21 protein-coding genes are annotated in these 20,246 nt (G+C 74.0%); 17 read left to right on the top strand and 4 right to left on the bottom strand.

The window, feature by feature from the left end:
- Window positions 1-47 precede the first annotated feature (47 nt).
- On the bottom strand, window positions 48-797 hold the full coding sequence (locus HNR21_RS14425) for a hypothetical protein (RefSeq protein ID WP_182705622.1): 750 nt from the start codon (window positions 795-797) through the stop codon (window positions 48-50).
- Window positions 798-952: 155 nt separating this feature from the next.
- The gene (locus tag HNR21_RS14420; RefSeq protein ID WP_182705621.1) at window positions 953-1,288 is read right to left on the bottom strand and encodes a hypothetical protein; all 336 of its coding nucleotides are present in this window, start codon (window positions 1,286-1,288) and stop codon (window positions 953-955) included.
- A gap of 175 nt (window positions 1,289-1,463) precedes the next feature.
- Here HNR21_RS14420 and gvpJ point away from each other — a divergent pair, with 175 nt between their 5' ends.
- The 15 genes from gvpJ (at window position 1,464) to HNR21_RS34685 (ending at window position 14,579) form a co-directional block, all read left to right on the top strand.
- The gene (gvpJ, locus tag HNR21_RS14415; RefSeq protein ID WP_119727560.1) at window positions 1,464-1,853 is read left to right on the top strand and encodes a gas vesicle protein GvpJ; all 390 of its coding nucleotides are present in this window, start codon (window positions 1,464-1,466) and stop codon (window positions 1,851-1,853) included.
- Window positions 1,850-2,599 (top strand): GvpL/GvpF family gas vesicle protein, encoded by a 750-nt coding sequence (locus HNR21_RS14410; protein ID WP_182705620.1) that lies wholly within the window; start codon window positions 1,850-1,852, stop codon window positions 2,597-2,599. Before gvpJ ends, HNR21_RS14410 begins: the two co-directional genes overlap by 4 nt.
- A gap of 1 nt (window position 2,600) precedes the next feature.
- Window positions 2,601-2,840, top strand: coding sequence for a gas vesicle protein GvpG (locus tag HNR21_RS14405; protein WP_119727558.1), 240 nt, complete (start codon window positions 2,601-2,603; stop codon window positions 2,838-2,840).
- 3 nt (window positions 2,841-2,843) lie between these two features.
- Entirely contained in the window at window positions 2,844-3,104 is a 261-nt protein-coding gene (gvpO, locus tag HNR21_RS14400; RefSeq protein WP_119727557.1) for a gas vesicle protein GvpO, read from the top strand.
- Between the two features lie 19 nt (window positions 3,105-3,123).
- Window positions 3,124-3,684, top strand: a complete 561-nt coding sequence (locus HNR21_RS14395; protein WP_182705619.1) for a gas vesicle protein — start codon at window positions 3,124-3,126, stop codon at window positions 3,682-3,684.
- On the top strand, window positions 3,677-4,474 hold the full coding sequence (locus HNR21_RS14390; protein WP_182705618.1) for a GvpL/GvpF family gas vesicle protein: 798 nt from the start codon (window positions 3,677-3,679) through the stop codon (window positions 4,472-4,474). Before HNR21_RS14395 ends, HNR21_RS14390 begins: the two co-directional genes overlap by 8 nt.
- Window positions 4,475-4,478: 4 nt before the next feature.
- A complete protein-coding gene (locus HNR21_RS14385) occupies window positions 4,479-4,664 on the top strand; it encodes a gas vesicle protein (RefSeq protein ID WP_233358975.1) in 186 nt (61 codons plus the stop codon).
- The gene (locus HNR21_RS14380) at window positions 4,661-4,951 is read left to right on the top strand and encodes a gas vesicle protein K (protein WP_119727553.1); all 291 of its coding nucleotides are present in this window, start codon (window positions 4,661-4,663) and stop codon (window positions 4,949-4,951) included. The genes HNR21_RS14385 and HNR21_RS14380 overlap by 4 nt, the downstream gene beginning before the upstream one ends.
- 119 nt (window positions 4,952-5,070) lie before the next feature.
- On the top strand, window positions 5,071-6,282 hold the full coding sequence (locus HNR21_RS14375) for a winged helix-turn-helix domain-containing protein (protein ID WP_182705617.1): 1,212 nt from the start codon (window positions 5,071-5,073) through the stop codon (window positions 6,280-6,282).
- 82 nt (window positions 6,283-6,364) lie between these two features.
- The gene (exaC, locus tag HNR21_RS14370) at window positions 6,365-7,882 is read left to right on the top strand and encodes an acetaldehyde dehydrogenase ExaC (protein ID WP_182705616.1); all 1,518 of its coding nucleotides are present in this window, start codon (window positions 6,365-6,367) and stop codon (window positions 7,880-7,882) included.
- Window positions 7,882-8,334: a DUF779 domain-containing protein gene (locus tag HNR21_RS14365; RefSeq protein ID WP_119727550.1), complete on the top strand. Its 453-nt coding sequence runs from the start codon at window positions 7,882-7,884 to the stop codon at window positions 8,332-8,334. Before exaC ends, HNR21_RS14365 begins: the two co-directional genes overlap by 1 nt.
- A gap of 84 nt (window positions 8,335-8,418) precedes the next feature.
- Window positions 8,419-10,158, top strand: a complete 1,740-nt coding sequence (locus tag HNR21_RS14360; protein ID WP_182705615.1) for an RNA ligase family protein — start codon at window positions 8,419-8,421, stop codon at window positions 10,156-10,158.
- Window positions 10,158-13,022 carry a poly(A) polymerase gene (locus HNR21_RS14355; RefSeq protein ID WP_182705614.1) on the top strand — a complete coding sequence of 955 codons (2,865 nt, stop codon included), beginning with the start codon at window positions 10,158-10,160 and terminating at the stop codon, window positions 13,020-13,022. The genes HNR21_RS14360 and HNR21_RS14355 overlap by 1 nt, the downstream gene beginning before the upstream one ends.
- Before the next feature lie 287 nt (window positions 13,023-13,309).
- Complete coding sequence (locus tag HNR21_RS14350; protein ID WP_220500158.1) at window positions 13,310-14,275, top strand: hypothetical protein; 966 nt, start codon at window positions 13,310-13,312, stop codon at window positions 14,273-14,275.
- The gene (locus HNR21_RS34685) at window positions 14,190-14,579 is read left to right on the top strand and encodes a hypothetical protein (RefSeq protein ID WP_220500157.1); all 390 of its coding nucleotides are present in this window, start codon (window positions 14,190-14,192) and stop codon (window positions 14,577-14,579) included. Before HNR21_RS14350 ends, HNR21_RS34685 begins: the two co-directional genes overlap by 86 nt.
- On the opposite strand, the gene HNR21_RS14345 is transcribed toward HNR21_RS34685, so the two are convergent.
- On the bottom strand, window positions 14,576-15,802 hold the full coding sequence (locus HNR21_RS14345) for a hypothetical protein (RefSeq protein WP_182709001.1): 1,227 nt from the start codon (window positions 15,800-15,802) through the stop codon (window positions 14,576-14,578). The genes HNR21_RS34685 and HNR21_RS14345 overlap by 4 nt on opposite strands.
- A gap of 116 nt (window positions 15,803-15,918) precedes the next feature.
- On the opposite strand from HNR21_RS14345, the gene HNR21_RS14340 reads away from it, so the two are divergent.
- Both HNR21_RS14340 and HNR21_RS14335 read left to right on the top strand, forming a co-directional pair.
- Complete coding sequence (locus tag HNR21_RS14340; protein ID WP_182705613.1) at window positions 15,919-18,120, top strand: MMPL family transporter; 2,202 nt, start codon at window positions 15,919-15,921, stop codon at window positions 18,118-18,120.
- Between the two features lie 22 nt (window positions 18,121-18,142).
- Window positions 18,143-18,796, top strand: coding sequence for a TetR/AcrR family transcriptional regulator (locus HNR21_RS14335; RefSeq protein WP_182705612.1), 654 nt, complete (start codon window positions 18,143-18,145; stop codon window positions 18,794-18,796).
- Window positions 18,797-18,858: 62 nt separating this feature from the next.
- On the opposite strand, the gene HNR21_RS14330 is transcribed toward HNR21_RS14335, so the two are convergent.
- Window positions 18,859-20,205 carry an alpha/beta fold hydrolase gene (locus HNR21_RS14330; RefSeq protein ID WP_182705611.1) on the bottom strand — a complete coding sequence of 449 codons (1,347 nt, stop codon included), beginning with the start codon at window positions 20,203-20,205 and terminating at the stop codon, window positions 18,859-18,861.
- Window positions 20,206-20,246 lie beyond the last annotated feature (41 nt).

Here is a 20,246-nt window from a genome sequence, read left to right as displayed (position 1 = left end):
GCCGCCCGCCTCGCCGGGACGGCCGCCGGGCCCGGCGGCCCGAAGGGTCATGAGGGGTTGCTGGGACGTCCGGCGACCAGGTCGGCCATGGCGGTGAAGACGCGCTGGGCGGGGCGGTGCAGGCGGCGTTCGCGGACGCGGGCGCGTTCGGCCTTGCGGGAGCCGGGCGGGTAGCGGCGGCGCGCCCACGGGGAGCCGGGCCGGGCCAGGCGGATCGCGCCGACGATGGCGATGACCGAGATGAACAGGCCGAGCAGGCCGGTCCAGATCTTGCCCTTGAGCAGGGCGACGGTCGAGAACGCCAGGTTGGCCAGGACGGCGAGGGCCACCTGCCACAGCGCGCCGGAGTCCTCGCCGCCGATGTCGTCCACCCCGAGGGGGCGCAGGCCCAGCAGGACCAGGCCGCACAGGGCGACGGCGATGAAGACGACCTCCACCGACAGCCGGCCCTGCTCGCTCCAGTAGACGTCCTTCAGCAGCAGGACCAGGGCGAACTCGTCCAGCACCAGGGCCATGCCCGCGCCGAACAGCGCCGCGGCGACCGCGGCCCAGCCGGAGCCGTCGTCGGTGACGGCCAGGCCGCCGACCCCCCCGACGCACATGAACACCAGCCCGAACACCACGTGGTGGACGTGGTGCCCGCCGGGCGTGACGTTCCCGGGCCACCACCGCACCTGCCGGCGGATCATCCGCACGCTGAACCTGATGAACAGGAACGCCGCGATGAACGCCGCGAAGAAGCACAGCAGCCGCAGCCGGCCCGCGTCGACGATCTCCCGGGTGAACCACTCCCCCATGGCCGACACCCCCCTGACCTGCTGCCCTACCCGGCAGTGCCGAGCCGACCCACCGGCGGAGGGCTCACCGCGGGGCAACGGCGTCATGGCCGGTCAACGGTGCCGCCCGCCGGGTCTCGTTCGAGGCCGGCGGGCGGCTCGTCGTCCGGGACGGGTCAGCGGGTGCGGCGCCAGCGGCGGAAGGCCACGAGGCCGGCGAGGAGGGCGGCCACGGCGACCAGCAGGCGGGGCAGGCGCAGGAGGGCGAGCAGGCGGGTCAGGGCCAGGCCCTTCAGCAGGCGGGTCGCGGTGCCGGCCACGGTGCCGGCGGCGGCCTTGGCCCCGGCGACGGCGGCGGTCGGGGCGGAGGCGGCGGCACGGGCGCGGGTGGCGGCGTGCCTGGCGCCTCCGGCGGTGTTCTGGGCCGTGGCGGAGATCCGGTCACGGCCGGTCCTGACGGCCTCGCCGGGCTTGGCGAGGTCTTCGGTCCTGGGTGCTCGGGGAGTCTTCATGGGGATTCTCTAAGGGTCTCGGGAACGTCTGAGGACCGGCAGGTACCCCCCTCTTGACGTCCTATTCGCGGACTTGGTCCGGATATGACCGAAAAGCAGCGATCTGTTTGATCGCCGGATCACCGGGCACCTCGTGGCGGTACGCGGACACGACGAGTGTCAGGAGGTGGGCAAAATGCCCGCGACCGTGCAACGACAGGGCCCGTCCGTCGAACGACCTTCGTCCAGCGGACTGGCCGACGTGGTCGAGATGATCCTGGACAAGGGCCTGGTCATCGACGCCTATGTGCGGGTGTCGCTGGTGGGCATCGAGCTGCTCACGGTGGACGCCCGCGTCGTGGTGGCCAGCGTCGACACGTACCTGCGCTTCGCGGAGGCGGTGAACCGGCTGGACATCGCCAACAACGACACCAGCCAGGGCCTCCCGCAGATGATCGAGACGATGCAGGAGAGCGGCGCCCGCAGCAAGACCCGCGGGGTGCTGCAGGCCACCGAGGAGAAGGTCAAGGAGAAGCTGGGCCGGGGCACCGACCGGCAGCGCACGGCCAAGGGGGACGGGGCGTGAGCGTTCGGTACATCTACGGGATCACCGGCGCCGGTGTCGAGCTGCCCGCGGACCTGCGGGGGCTCGGCGACCGGCCGGTGGAGCCGGTGGCGCACCGCGACTGCGCGGTGCTGGCCAGCGAGCTGGACGCCGACCGGCCGATCGGCACCCGGGAGGACCTGCTCGCCCACGAGCGGGTGCTGGAACGGCTGGCCCGCGACGAGGTCACGGTGCTGCCGTTCCGGTTCGGCGCCGTGCTGCCCGACCGGGACTCGGTGCTCGGCGAGCTGCTGGAGCCCAACCACGACGAGTTCGCCGCCGAGCTGGCGCAGCTCGAGGGCATGGTCCAGCTCACGCTGAAGGGCAAGTACGTCGAGGAGACGGTGCTCGGCGAGGTGATGCGCGAACGCCCCGAGATCGTCGAGCGCCGGGAAGCCCTCAAGACCGTCCCCGAGGACGCGGCCTACTACGACCGCATCCAGCTCGGCGAGATGATCGCCCAGTCGCTGGAGGACAAGGCCCGCGGCGACGCCGAGTACGCGCTGGACCGGCTGGCCCGGCACGCCGAGCGGACCATCGCGCATCCGCCGCGCCGGTCCGAGGAGATCCTCGACGCGGCGTTCCTGGTCCGCCGGGACCGCCGGGCGGAGTTCGACCGGGCCGTGGACGAGCTCGGCCAGGAGTGGAACGGCCGGGTGCGGCTGCGGCTGCTGGGTCCGCTGCCCCCGTACGACTTCACGGGGCACGCCGAGGAACGGGGCGGCTGAGGTGGGCCTGTTCACCGGCCTGGTCACGCTGCCGCTGGCCCCCGTGCGGGGAGTGATCCGGCTGGCCGAGCTGATCCAGGAGGAGGCGGAGCGGGAGCTGTACGACCCGATCCGCCTCCGCCAGCGCCTGGACGACGTCGCCGCCGCCCGCGAGGCCGGCGAGATCTCCGACGAGGAGGCCGACGAGATCGAGCGGGAGCTGGTCGAACTGTTGATGAATCCGCCGGTGAGGAGGGACTGACCGATGGCCGGCACGCTGGCGCGGGCGGCCCGGGAGGCCATCCGCCAGGTCGAGGAGATGACCGGCCGCCAGGTCGAGGGCGTCACCGCGACCCGGCGCACCGAGAACGGCTGGGTCGTGGACGTGGAGGTGGTGGAGACCCGCCGCATCCCCGACACCGCCGACATGCTGGCGGTCTACCAGGTCGAGCTGGACGGCGACGGCGAGGTGACCGGTTACCGGCGCGCCCGCCGCTACCAGCGCGGCCGGGCCGACGACGACTAGACGACCGGAGGGGGAACGCATGTCCCAGGTCGAGTGGGCCGGCCCGGCCGCGTCGGCGCGGTCCTCGGCGCGGTCCTCCGAGGGCCGGTACCAGCCGGCGAACCTGGCCGACCTGCTGGAACGGATCCTCGACAAGGGCATCGTGATCGTCGGGGACATCCGGGTGAACCTGCTCGACATCGAGCTGCTCACCATCAAGATCAGGCTGCTGGTCGCCTCGGTGGAGCGCGCCAAGGAGATGGGCATCGACTGGTGGGAGCACGACCCGGCGATCTCCTCCAAGGCCCGCCGCGAGGCCGAGCGGGAGCGGCGGGACGTGCTCGAGGAGAACCGGATGCTGCGTGAGCGGCTGGCCGCCCTGGAGGCGCGGCTGTCCGCGCCGCCGGAGGTCGAGGCCGGGGACGGCGCGTCGGACGACGGCGCGTCGGACGAGGCCGCGGCCGGCGCATCACGCAGGACCGGCGCCAAGACCTCGGCCAAGAGCAGCGCCAAGACCGACGCCGAGACCACCGCGAAGACCGGCGGGACCAAGCGCAGGACCGCCGCCGACAGCGCCGGGGAGGAGGACGCTGATGAGTGACCAGGGCGTCTACCTGTACGCCGTCGCCACCGGCCTGAGCGCCGGGGACCTGGCCGGCGTGCCCGCGCTGGCGGGCGGCGCCGTCCGCGTCGTCGAGCACGACGGCCTGTGCGCCGTGGTCAGCGACGTACCGCTGCACGAGTTCGGCGAGGAGCCGCTGCGGGAGAACCTGGAACGCCTGGAGTGGGTGGAGGAGACCGCCCGCACCCACCACGAGGTCGTGACCGCCGCCGCTCAGGCCGCCTCCGCCGCCGCGCCGGTGCGGCTGGTCACGGTCTACCGCGACGACGACCGGGTCCGGCGGCTGCTGGACGAGCGGCGTGCCACGTTCACCTCGGCGCTGGAGCGCATCGACGGACGCGGCGAGTGGGGCGTCAAGGTCTACGCCGCCGAGCAGGACGACGCCGAGCCGGCGGAGTCCGCGCCCGTGGACTCCGCCAAGCCCGGGACCTCGTACCTGATGCGCCGCAGCGCCCAGCGCCGCCGCCGGGAGGACAGGTCCCGCAGGCTGGCCGAGCAGGCCGAGGAGCTGCACGAACGGCTGGCCAAGGTCGCGGTGGCCTGCCGCCGGCATCCGCCCCAGGACCCCAGGCTGTCCGGCCGCTCCGAGCCGCAGCTGCTGAACATGGCCTACCTGGTCGACGACGTCCGGGCCGACCGGTTCACCGGCGCGGTGGAGGAGGCCGCCGCCGCGACCACCGGGCTGCGGGTCGAGGTGACCGGGCCGTGGCCGGCGTACTCGTTCATCGAGCTGGACGGGGAGGTGGACGGTGCGGGGCGGGATCGTTGACGTCGTGGACGCTCCGCCCGGCGAGCGGGTCGCGCTGGTCGACCTGCTGGACCGGCTGCTGGCGGGGGGCGTGGTGCTGGCCGGGGACCTGGTGATCTCGATCGCCGAGGTGGACCTGGTGCGGGTGTCGCTGCACGCGCTGATCACCTCCATCCGGGAGGAGAGCGCCGCGGACGGGGAGGCGCCGTGACGGCCCGCCCGGTGCGGCGCATCGAGACCGATCCCGAGCAGGTCGAGCGGGATCTGGTCAAGCTGGTGCTCACGCTGGTGGAGCTGATCCGCCAGCTGATGGAGCGGCAGGCCATCCGCCGGGCCGAGGGCGGCGACCTGGCCGACGAGCAGATCGAGCAGATCGGCCTGGCGCTGATGCGGCTGGAGGAGGCCATGCAGAAGCTGCAGGACCACTTCGGCCTCGACCAGGCCGACCTCAACCTCGACCTCGGCCCCCTCGGCACCCTGCTGCCCGAGACCGGCTGACCCGGCGCGCCGATGGATGACCCAGGTCACACCGTGCTCTAATAAGACGAACCGGGCGCTCGAGTCGTTCAGCCGGAGGCCGCCACCGGCCGCCCCGGCCGGTCTGTGGAGCGAGGCCGATGGGAGTGGACAGTGCGCTGCGCAGCCGCCGTGCCGTGCTGCAGCGTGAGTGGGCGTCGTGGCTGGAGGGCGCCGGCCGGCTGAGGGTGCGGGCCGAGATCGCCGACTCGTGGCGGCGGTCCATCAGGGCCGTCGACCCGGCACGCCCCGCCGCCCCGGTGGACGACGAGGCGGACCGGCGGTGGCCGGACTCGCCGCTGCACGACCCGGTGCTGGCGGTCTCCGACGAGCTGAGGACGGTGGCCGAGGACGCCGGGTTCGTCGCGGCGGTCACCGACGAGTCGGGGACGATCCTGTGGACCTGCGGCGGGCGGGTGATGCGCCGCCGGGCGGAGGCTGTCAGCTTCGTTCCCGGCGGGCGCTGGGACGAGCAGTCGATGGGCACCAACGCGCTGTCGCTGGCCCTGCGCACCGGGAGGCCGCATTCGGTGTTCTCCGCCGAGCATCTGGTGCAGGCGCTGCACGGCTGGGTCTGCTACTGCGCGCCGATCCACGGGCCGGACGGGCGGGTGCTCGGCGTGCTGGACATCTCCACCACCTGGGACCGTTCGCATCCCCTCGGCCTGCCGACGGTGCGGGGCCTGGTGTCGGCGATCGAGGGCAGGCTGGCGACCCGGCTCGGGCGGGGCGGGCTGATCCAGGGACGGGCCGGATGGCGGCTGGACTGCCTCGGCGGGGCGGAACTGCTGCACGGCGGGGCTCCGGTCAGGCTGCGGCCCCGGCAGATGGAGATCCTGACGCTGCTGGTCCTGGAGGGGCGGGCGCTGTCGCCCGAACGGCTGTACGACGCGCTCTACGGCGAGCGCCGGGTCAGCGTGGCCACCCTCAAGGCCGAGGTCTCCCACCTGCGGCGGGCGCTGCGCGGGGCGCTGTCGGTACGGCGGTACGAGCTGACCGAGGATGTGGGGTGCGACGCGGTGGACGTGCTGCGGGCGCTGCGGGCCGGGCGGCTGGACGAGGCGCTGGACGCCTACCGGGGGCCGCTGCTGCCCGAGTCGGACGCGCCGGGCATCGCCGGCTGGCGCGAGCACATCGACGTCGCGCTGCGGGAGGCGGTGCTGCGCGATCCCCGGCCCGAGCCCGCGCTGCGGTACGGCGAGCTGCATCCCGAGGACCTCGCCGTTCACGAGCACGCCCTGAGCAGGCTGGGGCCCGGTGACGCGCGGCGCGGGGTGGCGCTGGCACGGCATCGCGCCGCCCTGTCCGGCTGAGCGCCGCGCCAACCTTCCGCCAACCTCGCCGTCGCATCGTGTTCCCCGTCACATTCCTTGTTACGACGGCGAGGAGAACGTCATGGTCTACCTGCCTCCGGGCCGGGACGGCGCGATCGTCCAGTACGCCGCCCAGTACGACAACTTCATCGGCGGCGAGTGGGTGCCGCCGGTGGAGGGGCGGTACTTCGACAACCCCTCCCCCGTGGACGGCAAGGTCTTCACGCGGGTCGCCCGTTCCGGCGCCGCCGACATCGACCTCGCCCTCGACGCCGCGCACGCCGCCGCCGACAGGTGGGGCCGCACCTCGCCCGCCGAGCGTTCGGTCATCCTCAACCGGATCGCCGACCGGATCGAGGAGAACCTGGAGAGGCTGGCCGTCGCCGAGTCGTGGGAGAACGGCAAGCCGGTCCGCGAGACGCTGAACGCCGACCTGCCGCTGGCGGTGGACCACTTCCGCTACTTCGCCGGGGTGGTCCGGGCCCAGGAGGGCGGGATCAGCCAGATCGACGAGGACACCGTCGCCTACCACTTCCACGAGCCGCTCGGGGTGGTCGGGCAGATCATCCCGTGGAACTTCCCGCTGCTGATGGCGACCTGGAAGCTGGCCCCGGCGCTGGCGGCCGGCAACGCGGTGGTGCTCAAGCCCGCCGAGCAGACCCCGGCCAGCATCCTGCTGCTGGTCGAGCTGATCGCCGACCTGCTGCCGCCGGGCGTGGTGAACGTGGTCAACGGCTTCGGGGTGGAGGCCGGCAAGCCGCTGGCCACCAGCCCCCGCGTCGCCAAGGTCGCCTTCACCGGGGAGACCACCACCGGCCGGCTGATCATGCAGTACGCCGCGCAGAACATCATCCCGGTCACGCTGGAGCTGGGCGGCAAGAGCCCCAACATCTTCCTGCCGGACGTCATGGCCGCCGACGACGACTTCCTGGACAAGGCCGTCGAGGGCTTCGTGATGTTCGCGCTCAACCAGGGCGAGGTGTGCACCTGCCCGTCCCGGGCGCTGATCCACTCGTCCATCTACGACGAGTTCATGGGCCGGGCGCTGGAGCGGGTCCGGGCGATCAAGGGCGGGAACCCGCTGGACCCGGAGACCATGATCGGCGCCCAGGCCAGCAACGACCAGTACGAGAAGATCCTGTCCTACATCGACATCGGACGGCAGGAGGGCGCCGAGGTCCTGGCCGGGGGCGGGCCGCGGACCGTGCCGGGCCTGGAGGGCGGCTACTACATCGAGCCGACCGTCTTCAAGGGCAGCAACGACATGCGGATCTTCCAGGAGGAGATCTTCGGCCCGGTGGTGTCGGTGACCACGTTCGACTCCCCCGACGAGGCGCTGAAGATCGCCAACGAGACCCTGTACGGGCTGGGCGCCGGGGTGTGGACGCGGGACGGCGGCACCGCCTACCGGTTCGGCCGGGCCATCAAGGCGGGCCGGGTGTGGACGAACTGCTACCACGCCTACCCCGCGCACGCCGCGTTCGGCGGCTACAAGCAGTCCGGCATCGGGCGGGAGAACCACCGCATGATGCTCGACCACTACCAGCAGACCAAGAACCTGCTGGTCAGCTACTCCCCCAAGGCGATGGGCTTCTTCTGATGCACGACCGGACCCCGCGTGGGCCGGCTCGCCCGGTGCCGGCCCACGCGGCCCCGCCCCGCCTGGAACGGGTCCGGCTCACCGAGGCCGCCGAGGAGCTGCTGCGGCGGCTCGAGGACAGGCACGGCCCGCTGATGTTCCACCAGTCCGGCGGCTGCTGCGACGGCAGCTCCCCGATGTGCTATCCGCGCGGGGAGTTCCAGGTCGGGGCGTCCGACGTGCTGCTCGGGCATGTCGCGGGCGACACGCCGTTCTGGATGAGCGCCGCCCAGTACGCCTACTGGCGGCACACCCACCTGACGGTGGACGTGGTGCCGGGGCGCGGCAGCGGCTTCTCGGTGGAGGCGCCGGAGGGGGTCCGGTTCCTGCTGCGCTCGCGGCTGATGACGGACGAGGAGCTGGAACTGCTGGAGGCCGAGCCCCCGCTGCCCACGGGTGCGTCCGTGACCTGATCCCCGCCGGATATTCGGTGGAACGGGCGATCCGGGCGCCGCTAGCCTCGCCGTGCGCGACGGTCGTTCACGGGGGGCAGGGGCATGCGAGTGCACTATCCGCGCACTCCGCACCTGCCCTGGTCGCCAGGGGTGTCGGCGGACGACGTGCGGGCCGGGAGCCTGGCGGGGCTGGTGGGACGCGAGGTCGTCGTCACCGAGAAGCTCGACGGGGAGAACACCACCCTGTACGCGGACGGGCTGCACGCCCGTTCGCTGGACTCGGCCCACCATCCGTCGCGGGCCTGGGTGAAGGCGCTGCACGGCAGGATCGCCCGGCTGATCCCGCCGGGGTGGCGGGTGTGCGGGGAGAACATGCACGCCCGCCACTCGATCGCCTACGACGATCTGGAGAGCTGGTTCTACGCCTTCTCGGTGTGGGACGGGGACCGCTGCCTGGACTGGGACGCCACCGTGCGGTTCGCGCGGCGGCTGGGGGTGCCGGTGCCGCGGGTGCTGTGGCGCGGGGTGTTCGACGAGAAGGCGATCCGGGCGATCAAGCCGGACACCGCACGGCAGGAGGGGTACGTCGTGCGGACCGTCGAGGGGTTCTCCTACGACGAGTTCCCCCAGCGGGTGGCCAAGTGGGTCCGCAAGGGGCATGTGCAGACCGACGAGCACTGGATGTTCGGCCCGGTGGTGGAGAACGGGCTGGGCCCTGCGGCGGCGCTGTGGGAGGTGCGGTCCGGCGGCGCCCCGGACGCCGCGGCACTGCTGACGGCATTGGGGATGCCCGAGGTCGAGGCGGACGAGGCGGCCCTGGCCGACGTGTACGGGCGACTGGATCTGCTGGGCCGGTCGGGGGACGCGCGGCTGGCGGGGGCGCTGGCGGCGCTGCTGCACGGGGCGTACCGGTCGTGGCTGGGGCCGCGGCTCGTGGCGCCGCTGGGGATGCCGCCGGCGCGGCGGGTCGCGGACCTGGTGGGCCTGCACGGCGCGCTGCACCGGGACTTCCCCGACGACGGGCGTCGTGCCGGGCTGGCGCGGATGGGGCTGGCCGCCGACCTGGGGGTGCTGCACGCGGTCTCCGCCGCCGCGCTCGCCGGTCGTACGGACGAGGAGGCCGCCGAGGCCCGCGAGCAGGTCGAGTGGTCGATGTTGCACGCCGAGGACGCCGGGCTGCTCGGCGAGGCCCCGCTGGCGGGACTGCGAGAAGGCGTACGCGAGGCGCTGACCGGCGTGCACTGCGAGCGGGACGCGGCGGACTACTGCTGGGCGGAGATCTGCGAGGCCCACGTATTGGGGCGGGGACCCACCGCGGCGACGGCGCTGACGCTGACCAGGCGATGGGACGACGACGGCTTTCCCCGCCTCATCGTCACGGTGGGTCCTTCGGGCAGCGGCAAGAGCACGTTCGCCCGTTCGCTCCCCGGCGTGGACAGGGTCGTCTCGATGGACGAGCTGCGGGAGAAGCGGAGGTCCCGGGCCGACCAGCGGGCCAACGCCGAGGTGCTGCACGAGGCGCTGGACCGGCTGGACGAGGCGCTCCGCGACGAGGAGACCGTCGTCTGGGACGCCACCGCGCTGAACCGGCACCAGCGCTCCCAGGTGCAGGCGGTCGCGCGTCGCCGTCAGGCGTTCGTGACGTACGCGGTCCTGATGGCGCCGGAGGAGACCCTGATGCGGCGCAACCTCCGGCGCGAGCATCCGGTGCCCCCGGGCGTGCTGGCGCAGCAGATCCGCCGGTTCGACCCGCCGTATCCCGGGGAGGCGCACCGCACCTGGTACGTCGGGCCGGACGGCGGGATCGGGGACGTCGCGGGGACGCTGGACGAGGAGTGGTGATGCGCACCAGCGAGGAGGTCTACCACCGGATCCGCTGGGATCCGCGGTTCGACCCCGCCCGGTTCACGGTGGGGGTGAACGTGCGGGGCGCGGACACCAAGCGGGTGCCGCTGCCGTCGTTCGTGCCGGGCGGCGACATCCCCTGGCACCGGGTGCTGTTCTTCGAGGCCGACGGGGAGATCGTGTGGGACCGGTCGACCGGCCGGGACGTGCTCGACTCCTCCCCCGCCGGGCGGACCGCGCACCGGCGGCTGCTGCGCGAGCCGTTCTTCGCGCCCCGGACGCCGATCGCGTTCGACCCGGCGAACGGGTGGCGGCCCGCGCGGATCCCGCCCTTCCCGCCCTCCGCGTCCGGTCCCGCCGCGATCCGGGTGCTGACCTGGAACACCCTGTGGGACCGCTACGAGGCCGACCGGATCGACACCGCCCGGCGCAGGCCGTTGCTGGTGGCGGAGCTGGAGCGCGCCGACGCCGATGTGATCGCGCTGCAGGAGGTCCAGCCGGAGCTGCTGGCGCTGCTGCTGGCCGCCCCGTGGGTCAAGGCCGGGTACGCGCTGAGCACCGGCCCGTCGGCGCGGGACGTGGCCGAGTACGGGCTGGTGCTGCTGAGTCGGCTGCCGGTGCTGGAGGCGGGCCGGGTGGCGCTGGGGCCGCACAAGGCGCTGGACGCCGTCACGGTGGCCGGTCCGGCCGGGCCGCTGGCGGTGGCGGTCACCCATCTGACCAGCGACCACGCCGAGGAGGGAGCCGCCCGCCGGGACGCCGAGCTGGCCCGGCTCGCCGAGGCGCTGGGATCGGTGGAGGCCGACCTGGTCGTGCTGGGCGACTTCAACGACGGGAGCGAGCTGCCCGCCAGGACGCTGGGACTGCGGGACGCCTGGACGGAGGCGCACGGGCCGCGGGACACGACGGCGACGTTCGATCCGGCCGCGAACCCGCTGGCGGCGATCACCTCGATCAGGGGCCGCGCCGCCCGGCTGGACCGGGTGCTGCTGCGCGGCGCGCAGATGTCCGTCGCCCGGGTCGAGCTGCGCGGGGACTCCCCCGCCACGGAGGACGGCCTGTTCCTGTCCGACCACTACGGCGTGCAGGCGGACCTGACCGTGGGGACCGCCGAGGACGGCGTGTCGGACGCGCGGCCGACGCCCCGGACGGCGGTGGCGTGGGTGCCTCCGCGGGAGGTGTGGCCGGTGATCCAGCGGGTCCGCGCCGAGCACGATCCGGCGTTCGACCGGTGGCCGCCGCATGTGAACGTGATGTTCGGGTTCGTGCCCGAGTGCGATTTCGAGGAGGCGGCCCCGCTGGTGGCCGAGGCCGCCGCCGGGGTCGCGCCGTTCACCGCCCGGCTGGAGGGGATCGGCTCGTTCGCCCACCGCGAGCACTGCACGGTCTGGCTGGACCCGGCCGCCGCCGGAGACGAGCCGTGGCAGGCGCTGCGCGGGGCGCTGGAACGCGCGTTCCCCCGCTGCCGGGGCCGTTTCCGCCAGTACGTCCCCCACCTGACCCTGGGCACCGCGCCCACACCCGGCGCCCTGCGGCCGGAGCTGCCCGCCATGTCCGTGCGGGTCGGCGAACTGGTGCTGCTCTCACGGCGGGGCTCCGAGCCGATGCGACCACGCGCGACCGTGGCCCTGGGCACCGGCGAGATCCGCTGGCTCGACGACGACCCGCCCCGGGCAGAACACCCGCACGCCGCTGCCGCCCCGGCGACGACCGATGGCGGTACGGGTGCCGACGTGACCCGGGGGCTCGCTCCGGTCTCTGGGGCCGACACGGCGGGTGAGCTCGTTCCGCATGTCGTCGCCCGGCTCCGGGAGGCGTTCGGGGATGGCGTCGTTCATGTGACGGGGTCGCGGCGGCTGGGGTGCGCGTTGCCGGGGGCCGACCTGGACCTGGTGGTGGCGCTGTCCTCCGTGGAGGGCGTTCGCGAGCGGGTGGCGGCGGCGATCCCGGAGGCGAGCGGGCTCCGCAGGGTGGTGGCGGCGACCGGAGCCGGGCTGCGGATGCGGGTCGGGGCCCTGGACGTGGACCTTCTCCTGGTGGAGACCGGGGACATCCCGCCCGGCGAGGCGGTGGCCCGGCGGAACGAGCTGGACGAGGCGGCGGCGATCGCGCTCGGCGGGGTCTCCGACGCGGACGCGGTGCTGGAAGCGGCCGGGGACCGGCGGGAGGAGTTCCGGTGGCTGGCCCGGCGGGTGAAGGCGTGGGCCAGGGCGAAGGGGCTGGACGCGGCGCCGTTCGGCGGGCTGCCGGGCATCGCCTGGTGCGTGCTGGCGGCGCGCACGGTCCGTGACGCCGCCGCGGGCGACGACCTGCTGCGGGAGTTCTTCGCCCGCTGGGCGGCCTGGGACTGGCGGGATCCGGTCGGTCCCGAGGACGTGCCGCCGGGCGACGCGCCCGTGCGGATCTGCACGCCCTCCGCGCCGTTCCGGCTGTGCAGCGAGCAGGTCGGCGCGGGCGGGCGGGACCTGCTGACGGCCGAGCTGTACGCCGCCTGGGAGGCCCTGGAGTCGGGGAACGAGGCCGCGCTGACCTCCCCGCCGCCGATGCACCGGCGCCACGCGGCATGGGCCGTCGTGACCGTGCGGGCGGACCGGGACGACCGGTTCGCCGAAAGGCTGGGACGTGTGCGGGGCCGCATGCCGTCCCTGCCGGCCGCCCTGGAGGACGCCGGGATCCGCGACGCGCACGCCTGGCCCCGCCCGTTCGAGACCGGCCCCCGCCTGGCCCGCTACGCGGTCGGGCTCGGCCGCCGTCCCGTGGACGCCGCCGCCCTGTCGGGCATCGCCGCGTCCTGGGCGGCCGGCCTGCACGGCGTGACGGTCGAACGCAGGGAATGCGGCGAGGTCCCCACCCTGCGGTGATCGGAAAGGCCGAGGACCCGCCCAGTGGCTGGACGGGTCCTCGACGGGTGACGCCGATGTGCGGGTCGCCTCTCGGCGAAAGGCACAACGCGGCTCCAGCCGAACGGTATTCCGCGAAGGCGATAGGTGAGGCCCGGGGACACCAGGCACACCGGCGACATGGAGTAGAACCCCCGGCCGGGCGGGATTGTTCCCGGCGGCGGGAAACTTTCCGACGATCCCGCCGTCGGCCCGCAGGACCCGGCCGTTCCCGCCGTGACGCGGCGTCGCTGCGGTAGTTTGCCCGGATGACTGAAGATCGTTCCCAGCGGCGGCGGCAGATCGGCTCGGCCGCGGTGCTCGGCGGGCTGGCCGGGGCCGCGCTGGCCGGGCATCGGGGGCGGCGCGCCGGGTGGGCGGGGGCGCTGGCCGGTGCGGCCGGGCTGGGGGCGGCCGAGGCGGTGGCGCGGGCGCGGCAGCGGCCCGGCCGGATCCCGCCGCTGTGGTCGCGGATCGCCTCCGGCACGGCGGTGGCGGCCTCGCTGGGCTGGGCCGGCGGCAGGCTGACCGGCGCGGGCCCGGTGCTGGTGGGGACCGCGAGCGGGACGGTCACCGGGGCGCTGGGCGTACGGCCGCAGAAGGTCGCGATGGGCCCGGTGCTGGGCGCGGCGGTCGGCAGGGGCCTGGCGGGACGGCCCGCGCCGGTGGTGGCCGCGGCCACGGTGCTGACGTACCGGGCGCTGTCGGCGCTGGTGTTCCGGGACGAGCAGGTCAGCCTGCTGGCGGAGCGGGTCCCGGCGGAGGAGCTGCCGTTCGTGGTGCCGCTGGAGGCCCGTTCACGGTACGTCGGCACCGGCTACGTGCGGGACCTGGCGGAGGCGATCGGCGGGACGTACACCGCCGACGCCTCCGACGTGGGCATCGTGGCGTCGCTGGACGAGCTGGCGGGCCCGGAGTTCGACCCGGCCGGGGTGGACGGACCCGCTGGTGCGGGAGTTCTACGAGCACACCACCCGCTTCACCCTCGACATCGTTCCGCGGTGGCGGCTGTGGGTGCGGCCGGGCTACCTGCTGTACCGGACGCTGGTGGCGCGCCCGCTGGGGCAGGCCAGCGTGCCGACCAACCAGCGGGAGGCGCAGCGGGGCATGCGCAGCCGGATCGACACGATCACGCCGGAGGACTCGGACGTGATCGCGGTGCGCGGGTGGATCCGGTCGTTCGCCGACACCGACGAGCCGATCTACGTGGGGATCTACACCACGTACCGGCATGAGGGGCGCGGTTATGTGAGCGTCGGGTTCCCGGTGCCGCAGGGCGGCTTCACCGCCACGCTGCTGCCGCTGGACCGGCCGGGCGGCGGCCTCACCCTGACCAGCCGCAGCGACCTGGCCCATCCCGGTCACTATCTGACGTTCGTGGATCCGCAGACCCGCGACCTGACGACGCTGGCGGTGCACGGCTTCTCCGAGCACCTGGACGTGTACGTGGAGAACGGGGAGCTGAAGGCCGAGCACGCGTTCCAGCTCTTCGGGACCCCGTTCATGACCCTGCACTACCGGATCCGCCGCAAGCCCTAGCGGACCGGGTTGCCCCGGAGGTTGCCCTCGCCGCACGGCCAGACGCCGGTGTCGATGGGCGCAAGGTCGGTGCGGGCGAAGAAGAACCGGCTGCCGACCTTCCAGTCCTGGGTGAGGGTGAACGCCAGCAGGCCGCCGTCGAGCAGCAGCATCCGTCCGGTGCCCTCCCAGCCCTCGGCGGTGTGCAGGGTGCGGACGTTCAGGTCGGGGTCGACGGTCTGCAGACGCCCGTCGCGGAAGAACGCGGCCCTGCCGTCAGAGCTGAGCACCGGACCGGCCGTGTAGTAGCCGGGTAGCACCGGGCCGTCGGTCATGCTCGCGTCCCGGTGCAGGCGGCGCACCCGGGAACGGGACGGCAGGACGTTCTCCAGCTCGATGACGCGGGTGCGGCCCCGGCTGCTGACCAGTGGGCGGCCGTGGCTGGGCCACTGGAGCACCACCCGGCCGTCCCGGTCGTACAGGCTCATCTCGAACGCGCCGTATCCCTGTGCGCCGATGTAGAAGGACCCCGGCCCGGCGATGGCGCGGTCACCGGTCGGCATGGGCGGCGTGGTCCACAGGTGCTCCCCGGTGTCCACGTCCAGGCAGTGGCTCAGGCCGATGCCGCTGGAGTAGTCTAAGAAGGTCGCCAGCGCCCTGTCACCGGACACCAGCAGCCCCTCCCGGCCCTCGACAAGCATCGAGGTGGGGGTCCACGGGCGCATGGGCCGCATGCTCTGCGAGTCGCCGATGCGCATCTCGACGACGCCCCGGTAGGACAGGCCCGGCACGGGCAGCTCCGTCGACCAGCGGCGCTTCCCCTCGCCGTCGAGCCGTTCCACGCGGACGCCCCGGTACGGCTGGGAGCCCCAGGCCACCAGGAACCCGTCGTCCAGGATCACGAACGCGCCGAGCATCTCCTCCGGCAGCGCCCCGTCCGGCTCGATCCGGCGCCCCGGCGTCCCGTCCGGCCCGACTTCGCACAGCACCCGCCGGTCGATGAACCAGATGCCGCCGTCCGGGGACACCCGGAGATCGGCGCCCCAGACCACCTCGCGGCTCCATCGGAGCGCGCCGTCCAGGTCCACCGCGCACAGCAGTCCGCCGCCCAGGTCCACCGCGTCCCGCTGTCCGATGTCCGGGCGTCCGCACAGCGCGTACACCGGGCCCTCTCCCCCGGCGGCGGCCAGAGAGGCGGCGTTCCCGGGCAGGTGGACGCGTTCGAGCGTGGTCGCAGGGGGCATGGCGCCCGATCGAACCACCGGGGCGGCGGGTGAGCAAGCACACGTTCTCGATACATCAGTGCATCGGATACCTTGAGCCATCGGATACATCAATGTATTGAATCTGGGGGAACGGCATGGCGACGCTCCTGTACCGGCTGGGGCGGCTGTCCGCCCGGCGCCGGCTGGCGGTGATCGGGATCTGGCTGGTCCTGCTGTCCGCCGCCGTCGCCGGGACGGCGGCCTCCGGCGCGCAGACCGACGACGAGTTCCGCATCCCGGGCACCGAGTCCCAGCAGGCCCTCGACGTGCTGGCGGAACGCTTCCCGGCGGCCTCCGGCACCTCGGCGCAGATCGTCTTCGTCGCGCCCGAGGGCGGCACGGTCGCCACGCCGCAGGCCAGGGCCGCGATCGGCCGGGCCGTCTCCGCCGCGGGCACCGCCCCGCAGGTGGCGGCCGTGGTCGACCCGTTCACCGCGCGCACCGTCTCCCGCGACCAGCGGGTGGCGCTCGCCCAGGTGCGGTACCCGGTGGAGACCGCCGAACTGGACGACGGCTCCCTGGAGGAGCTGGAACGCCGGGTCGCGGTCGCCGGGCGGGCGGGCCTGCGCGTGGTCGTCGGCGGCGACGCCTACCAGGCCACCGGCGTCCCGGTCGGGGCCAAGGAGCTGGTCGGCGTCGCGGTCGCGCTGGTGGTGCTGCTGGTGACGTTCGGGTCGCTGCTGGCCGCCGGGATGACCCTGGTGGCCGCGCTGGTCGGGGTGGGCGTGGGACTGGCCGGGCTGCTGTCGCTGACCGAGCTGGTCACGCTGTCGTCCACCGCCCCGACGCTGGCCCTGATGATCGGGCTGGCCGTGGGCATCGACTACTCGCTGTTCCTGCTGTCGCGGCACCGCGCCCAGCTCGCCGGGGGGATGAGCGTGCCGGAGTCGATCGGCCGGGCCACCGGGACCGCCGGCGGCGCGGTGGTGTTCGCCGGGCTGACCGTCGTCATCGCGATGGCGGGGCTGGCGATCGTGCGGATCCCGTTCCTGACCGTGATGGGCCTGGCCGCCTCGCTGACCGTCGCGATCGCGGTGGCCGTCGCGATCACCCTGCTGCCCGCGCTGCTCGGCCTGGCCGGGGAGCGGCTGCGGCCCGAGCCGGGCTCGCGCGCCGCCCGGCTGGCCACCGGCGAGGGCTCCGGCTCGCTGGGCGAACGGTGGACCCGGCTGGTGATCGCCCGCCCCGCCGTCACCGTGCTCGCGCTGGTCCTGGGGCTCGGCGTGCTGGCGCTGCCCGCCCGCGACCTGAGCCTGGCCCTGCCCGACCACGGGCGTTCGTCCCCCGAGACCGGCGAACGGCAGGCGTACGACATCATCTCCGCGAGCTTCGGGCCGGGCTTCAACGGGCCGCTGATGCTGATGATCGAGCCCGGGGCCTCCGGCGAGGCCGGCCTGCCGCAGGCCGCCGGCCGGGTCGCCGCCGCGGTCGCGCGGACGCCGAACGTCGCCGGCGTCTCCGCGCCGCAGCTCAGCCCGGCCGGGGACGCCGCGATCGTCCAGGTGATCCCGCGCACCGGCCCCGCCGACGAGGCCACCGCCGACCTGGTCCGCGCCATCCGCGACCGGTCCGGCGAGCTGGAGCGGGCCACCGGCACGACCATCGCCGTCACCGGCAACACCGCCGCCGGCATCGACGTCTCCGACCGGCTGTCGGACGCGCTGCCGCCGTTCGCCGCCGTGGTGGTGGGGCTGGCGCTGGTGCTGCTGACGCTGGTGTTCCGGTCGGTGGTGGTGCCGGTCAAGGCCGCCGCCGGGTTCCTGCTGTCGGTGGGGGCCGCGTTCGGGATCGTGGTCGCGGTGTTCCAGTGGGGATGGCTGGCCGAGGCGTTCGGCGCGCACACCACCGGGCCGGTGATCAGCTTCCTGCCGATCATCGTGATCGCGGTGCTGTTCGGGCTGGCGATGGACTACGAGGTGTTCCTGGTGTCGCGGATCCGGGAGGACTTCGTGCACGGGGCCGCCCCCCGCGAGGCCGTCGTGACCGGTTCCCGGCACGCCGCCCGGGTGGTCACCGCCGCCGCGCTGATCATGTTCTCGGTGTTCGCCTCGTTCGTGACCACCGAGGACGCGGTGGTCAAGCCGATGGCGCTGGCGCTGGCCGCCGGGGTGCTGGTGGACGCGTTCGCGGTGCGGATGACGCTGGTGCCGGCGGTGCTGGCGCTGGCCGGGCGCGCCGCCTGGTGGCTGCCCGCCCGCCTGGACCGGGCGCTGCCCCGCGTCGACGTCGAGGGCGAGTCGCTGGCCGCCGCGCCCGCCCCGTCCGCCGCCCCCGAGCCGGCGGGCCTGCGCCGATGACCGCGCAGGCTACGCTGCTGGCGTGACGAGCGCAGGTCCCGGTTCCGAGTCCAAGCCCAGGCGGGTCACCAGGCGCCGGGCCGAGACCCGCCGGCGGCTGCTGGACGCGGCCCTGGACGTGTTCGCCGAACGGGGCCTGCGCGGCGCGAGCATCGAGGAGGTCTGCGACCGGGCCGGCTACACGCGCGGCGCGTTCTACTCCAACTTCCGCACCCTGGACGAGCTGCTGCTGGCGGTGGCCGACGACCGCTGTGAGCAGGCCCTGCGGCATCTGGGCGAGATCCTGGCCGCGCCCGGCCTGCTGGAGGGCGACGGCGAGGCGGCGCTGGAGAAGGCGGTCGACACGGTGCTGTCGGCGATGAGCCACGACCGCCGCTGGTGGCTGGTGGAGACCGAGCTGGTGCTGCACGCCGCCCGCGACCCCCGGGCCGCCGTCGAGCTCCGCCGCCAGCGCGACCGCTTCACCGAGCAGCTCACCGCCCTGGTCGCCAAGGCCGTCCACCAGGCGGGCCGCACGTTCGTCACCCCGCCCGAGGACGTCGTCCGCGTCATCGTGGCCCTCCACGACGGCGCCCTGGCCCAGCGCCATCTGGAGCCGGACGCCGCCGCCCCCGGCCGCCTGGAACGCCTGGCCCTGCCGGTCCTGTTGCGCCACTTCACCAGCGCGGGCGGCTGAGCCGGAAAGGCCCGTGGGCCCGCTCCCGGCGGGGACTGAGCGGGCCCACGGAGTCCGTGGTGTCAGGACGCGTAGTCGTTGAAGTTCACGGTCACGGTGTGGCTGGACGAAGGCCAGTTGGGGATGGCGAGCCGGACCGCCCGGCCGGTGCCGCCGCGCTGGACGGTCTCCAGCGTGACCGTTCCGCTCGCGTTCGCCGACGCCTGCAGGAACACGTCGGTGGCGGTCATGAACGGCAGGGTGTCGAACAGCCCGAACGAGCTGCCGGGGTTGGAGCGCCGGTCGGAGAACCGGTCGAAGACGAACAGGCCGATGGCGCGCTTGTCGCGCGGGGCGGTGCCCTCGTTGATCACGGAGACGCCGTTGACGGTGAGCCGGTCGCCGTTCGCGCCCTGGTCGCCCCACCACTCCTTGTTGCGGTAGGCCAGCAGCGCCACGTGGTTGGGGCTGCGCTGGATCAGCCGGTCCACGCCCGTGCCCGGGTCGGAGCTGAGCAGCCGGACGCCCAGGTCGGTGCGGCGGAACGGCTCGAAGTACAGGTGGTGCTCCTGGGTGGTGTCGGCGCGGGTGAGCCGGAACTCGTAGTGGGCGCCGCCGCTGCCGTTGAACGGACCCCACGAGCCGTCGGCGGCGACCCGCATCGTCGTGACGGGGGTCTGGCCGGTCCGTCGTCCGGTCGCGGGGTCGATCTGGAACACGTCGATCGAGGCGTTGCCGGGAGGGACGTTGCTGGGGAAGCGGACCGCCTTGCCGGCGATCTGGATCTGCCCGCTCTGGGCGACCACGTCGGTGGTGCGGGGGCGCTCGCCGGTGAGGAACTCGTACATGGCCGCGAACGTCGCCGGCGAGGAGGCGTTCTCCACGTGCGACTCGTTGTTCATGTGGACGTTGGTGGCGCCGGTGATGGACGCGGTCTCACGGCCCTCGGCCCACACCGCCAGGGTCGGCACGCCGCCGGGCGGGGAGGTGGCGGTCATGCCGTCGATGTTGACGTACCGCGCGACCTTGGCGGCCCGCTGCGCGGAGCTGTTGAGGTACTCGTGCGAGATCGCGGTCCCCATCGAGTGCCCGGCCAGGTCGACCTTGTCGGCGCCGTGCCGCTGCCGGACCTCGTCGATCTTGCGGTCCAGCTTGGTGATCACGTCTTCGCGGGACTCGTTGGTGAACAGCGAGTCGTAGTCCACGAAGTCGACGTAGTCCGCCGGGTAGCCGTTGGAGGCGAACCGCTTGGCCTGGGTCTGGAACTGGCTGCCGGAGCCGAAGAAGCCGTGCACGAACACGATCGGCCGCATGGTGGCGGCGCGGGCGGCGTCACCGATGGCGGGCGCCATCGAGACCGCCAGGGCCAGCACGGCCAGCAACACCAGCGCCAGACGCGCGGCGGGGGATGTTCGGCCGGTGAGACGCATGTCGGATCCTCCTGCGCTGAGACGGATGCCTGTTTTGTAGG

Origin of the sequence: Thermomonospora cellulosilytica (assembly GCF_014138835.1) — a bacterium.
GTDB lineage: Bacteria > Actinomycetota > Actinomycetes > Streptosporangiales > Streptosporangiaceae > Thermomonospora > Thermomonospora amylolytica.
Note: the sequence above shows the minus strand (reverse complement) of the source record. Positions and strands in the feature narration are given on the sequence as shown.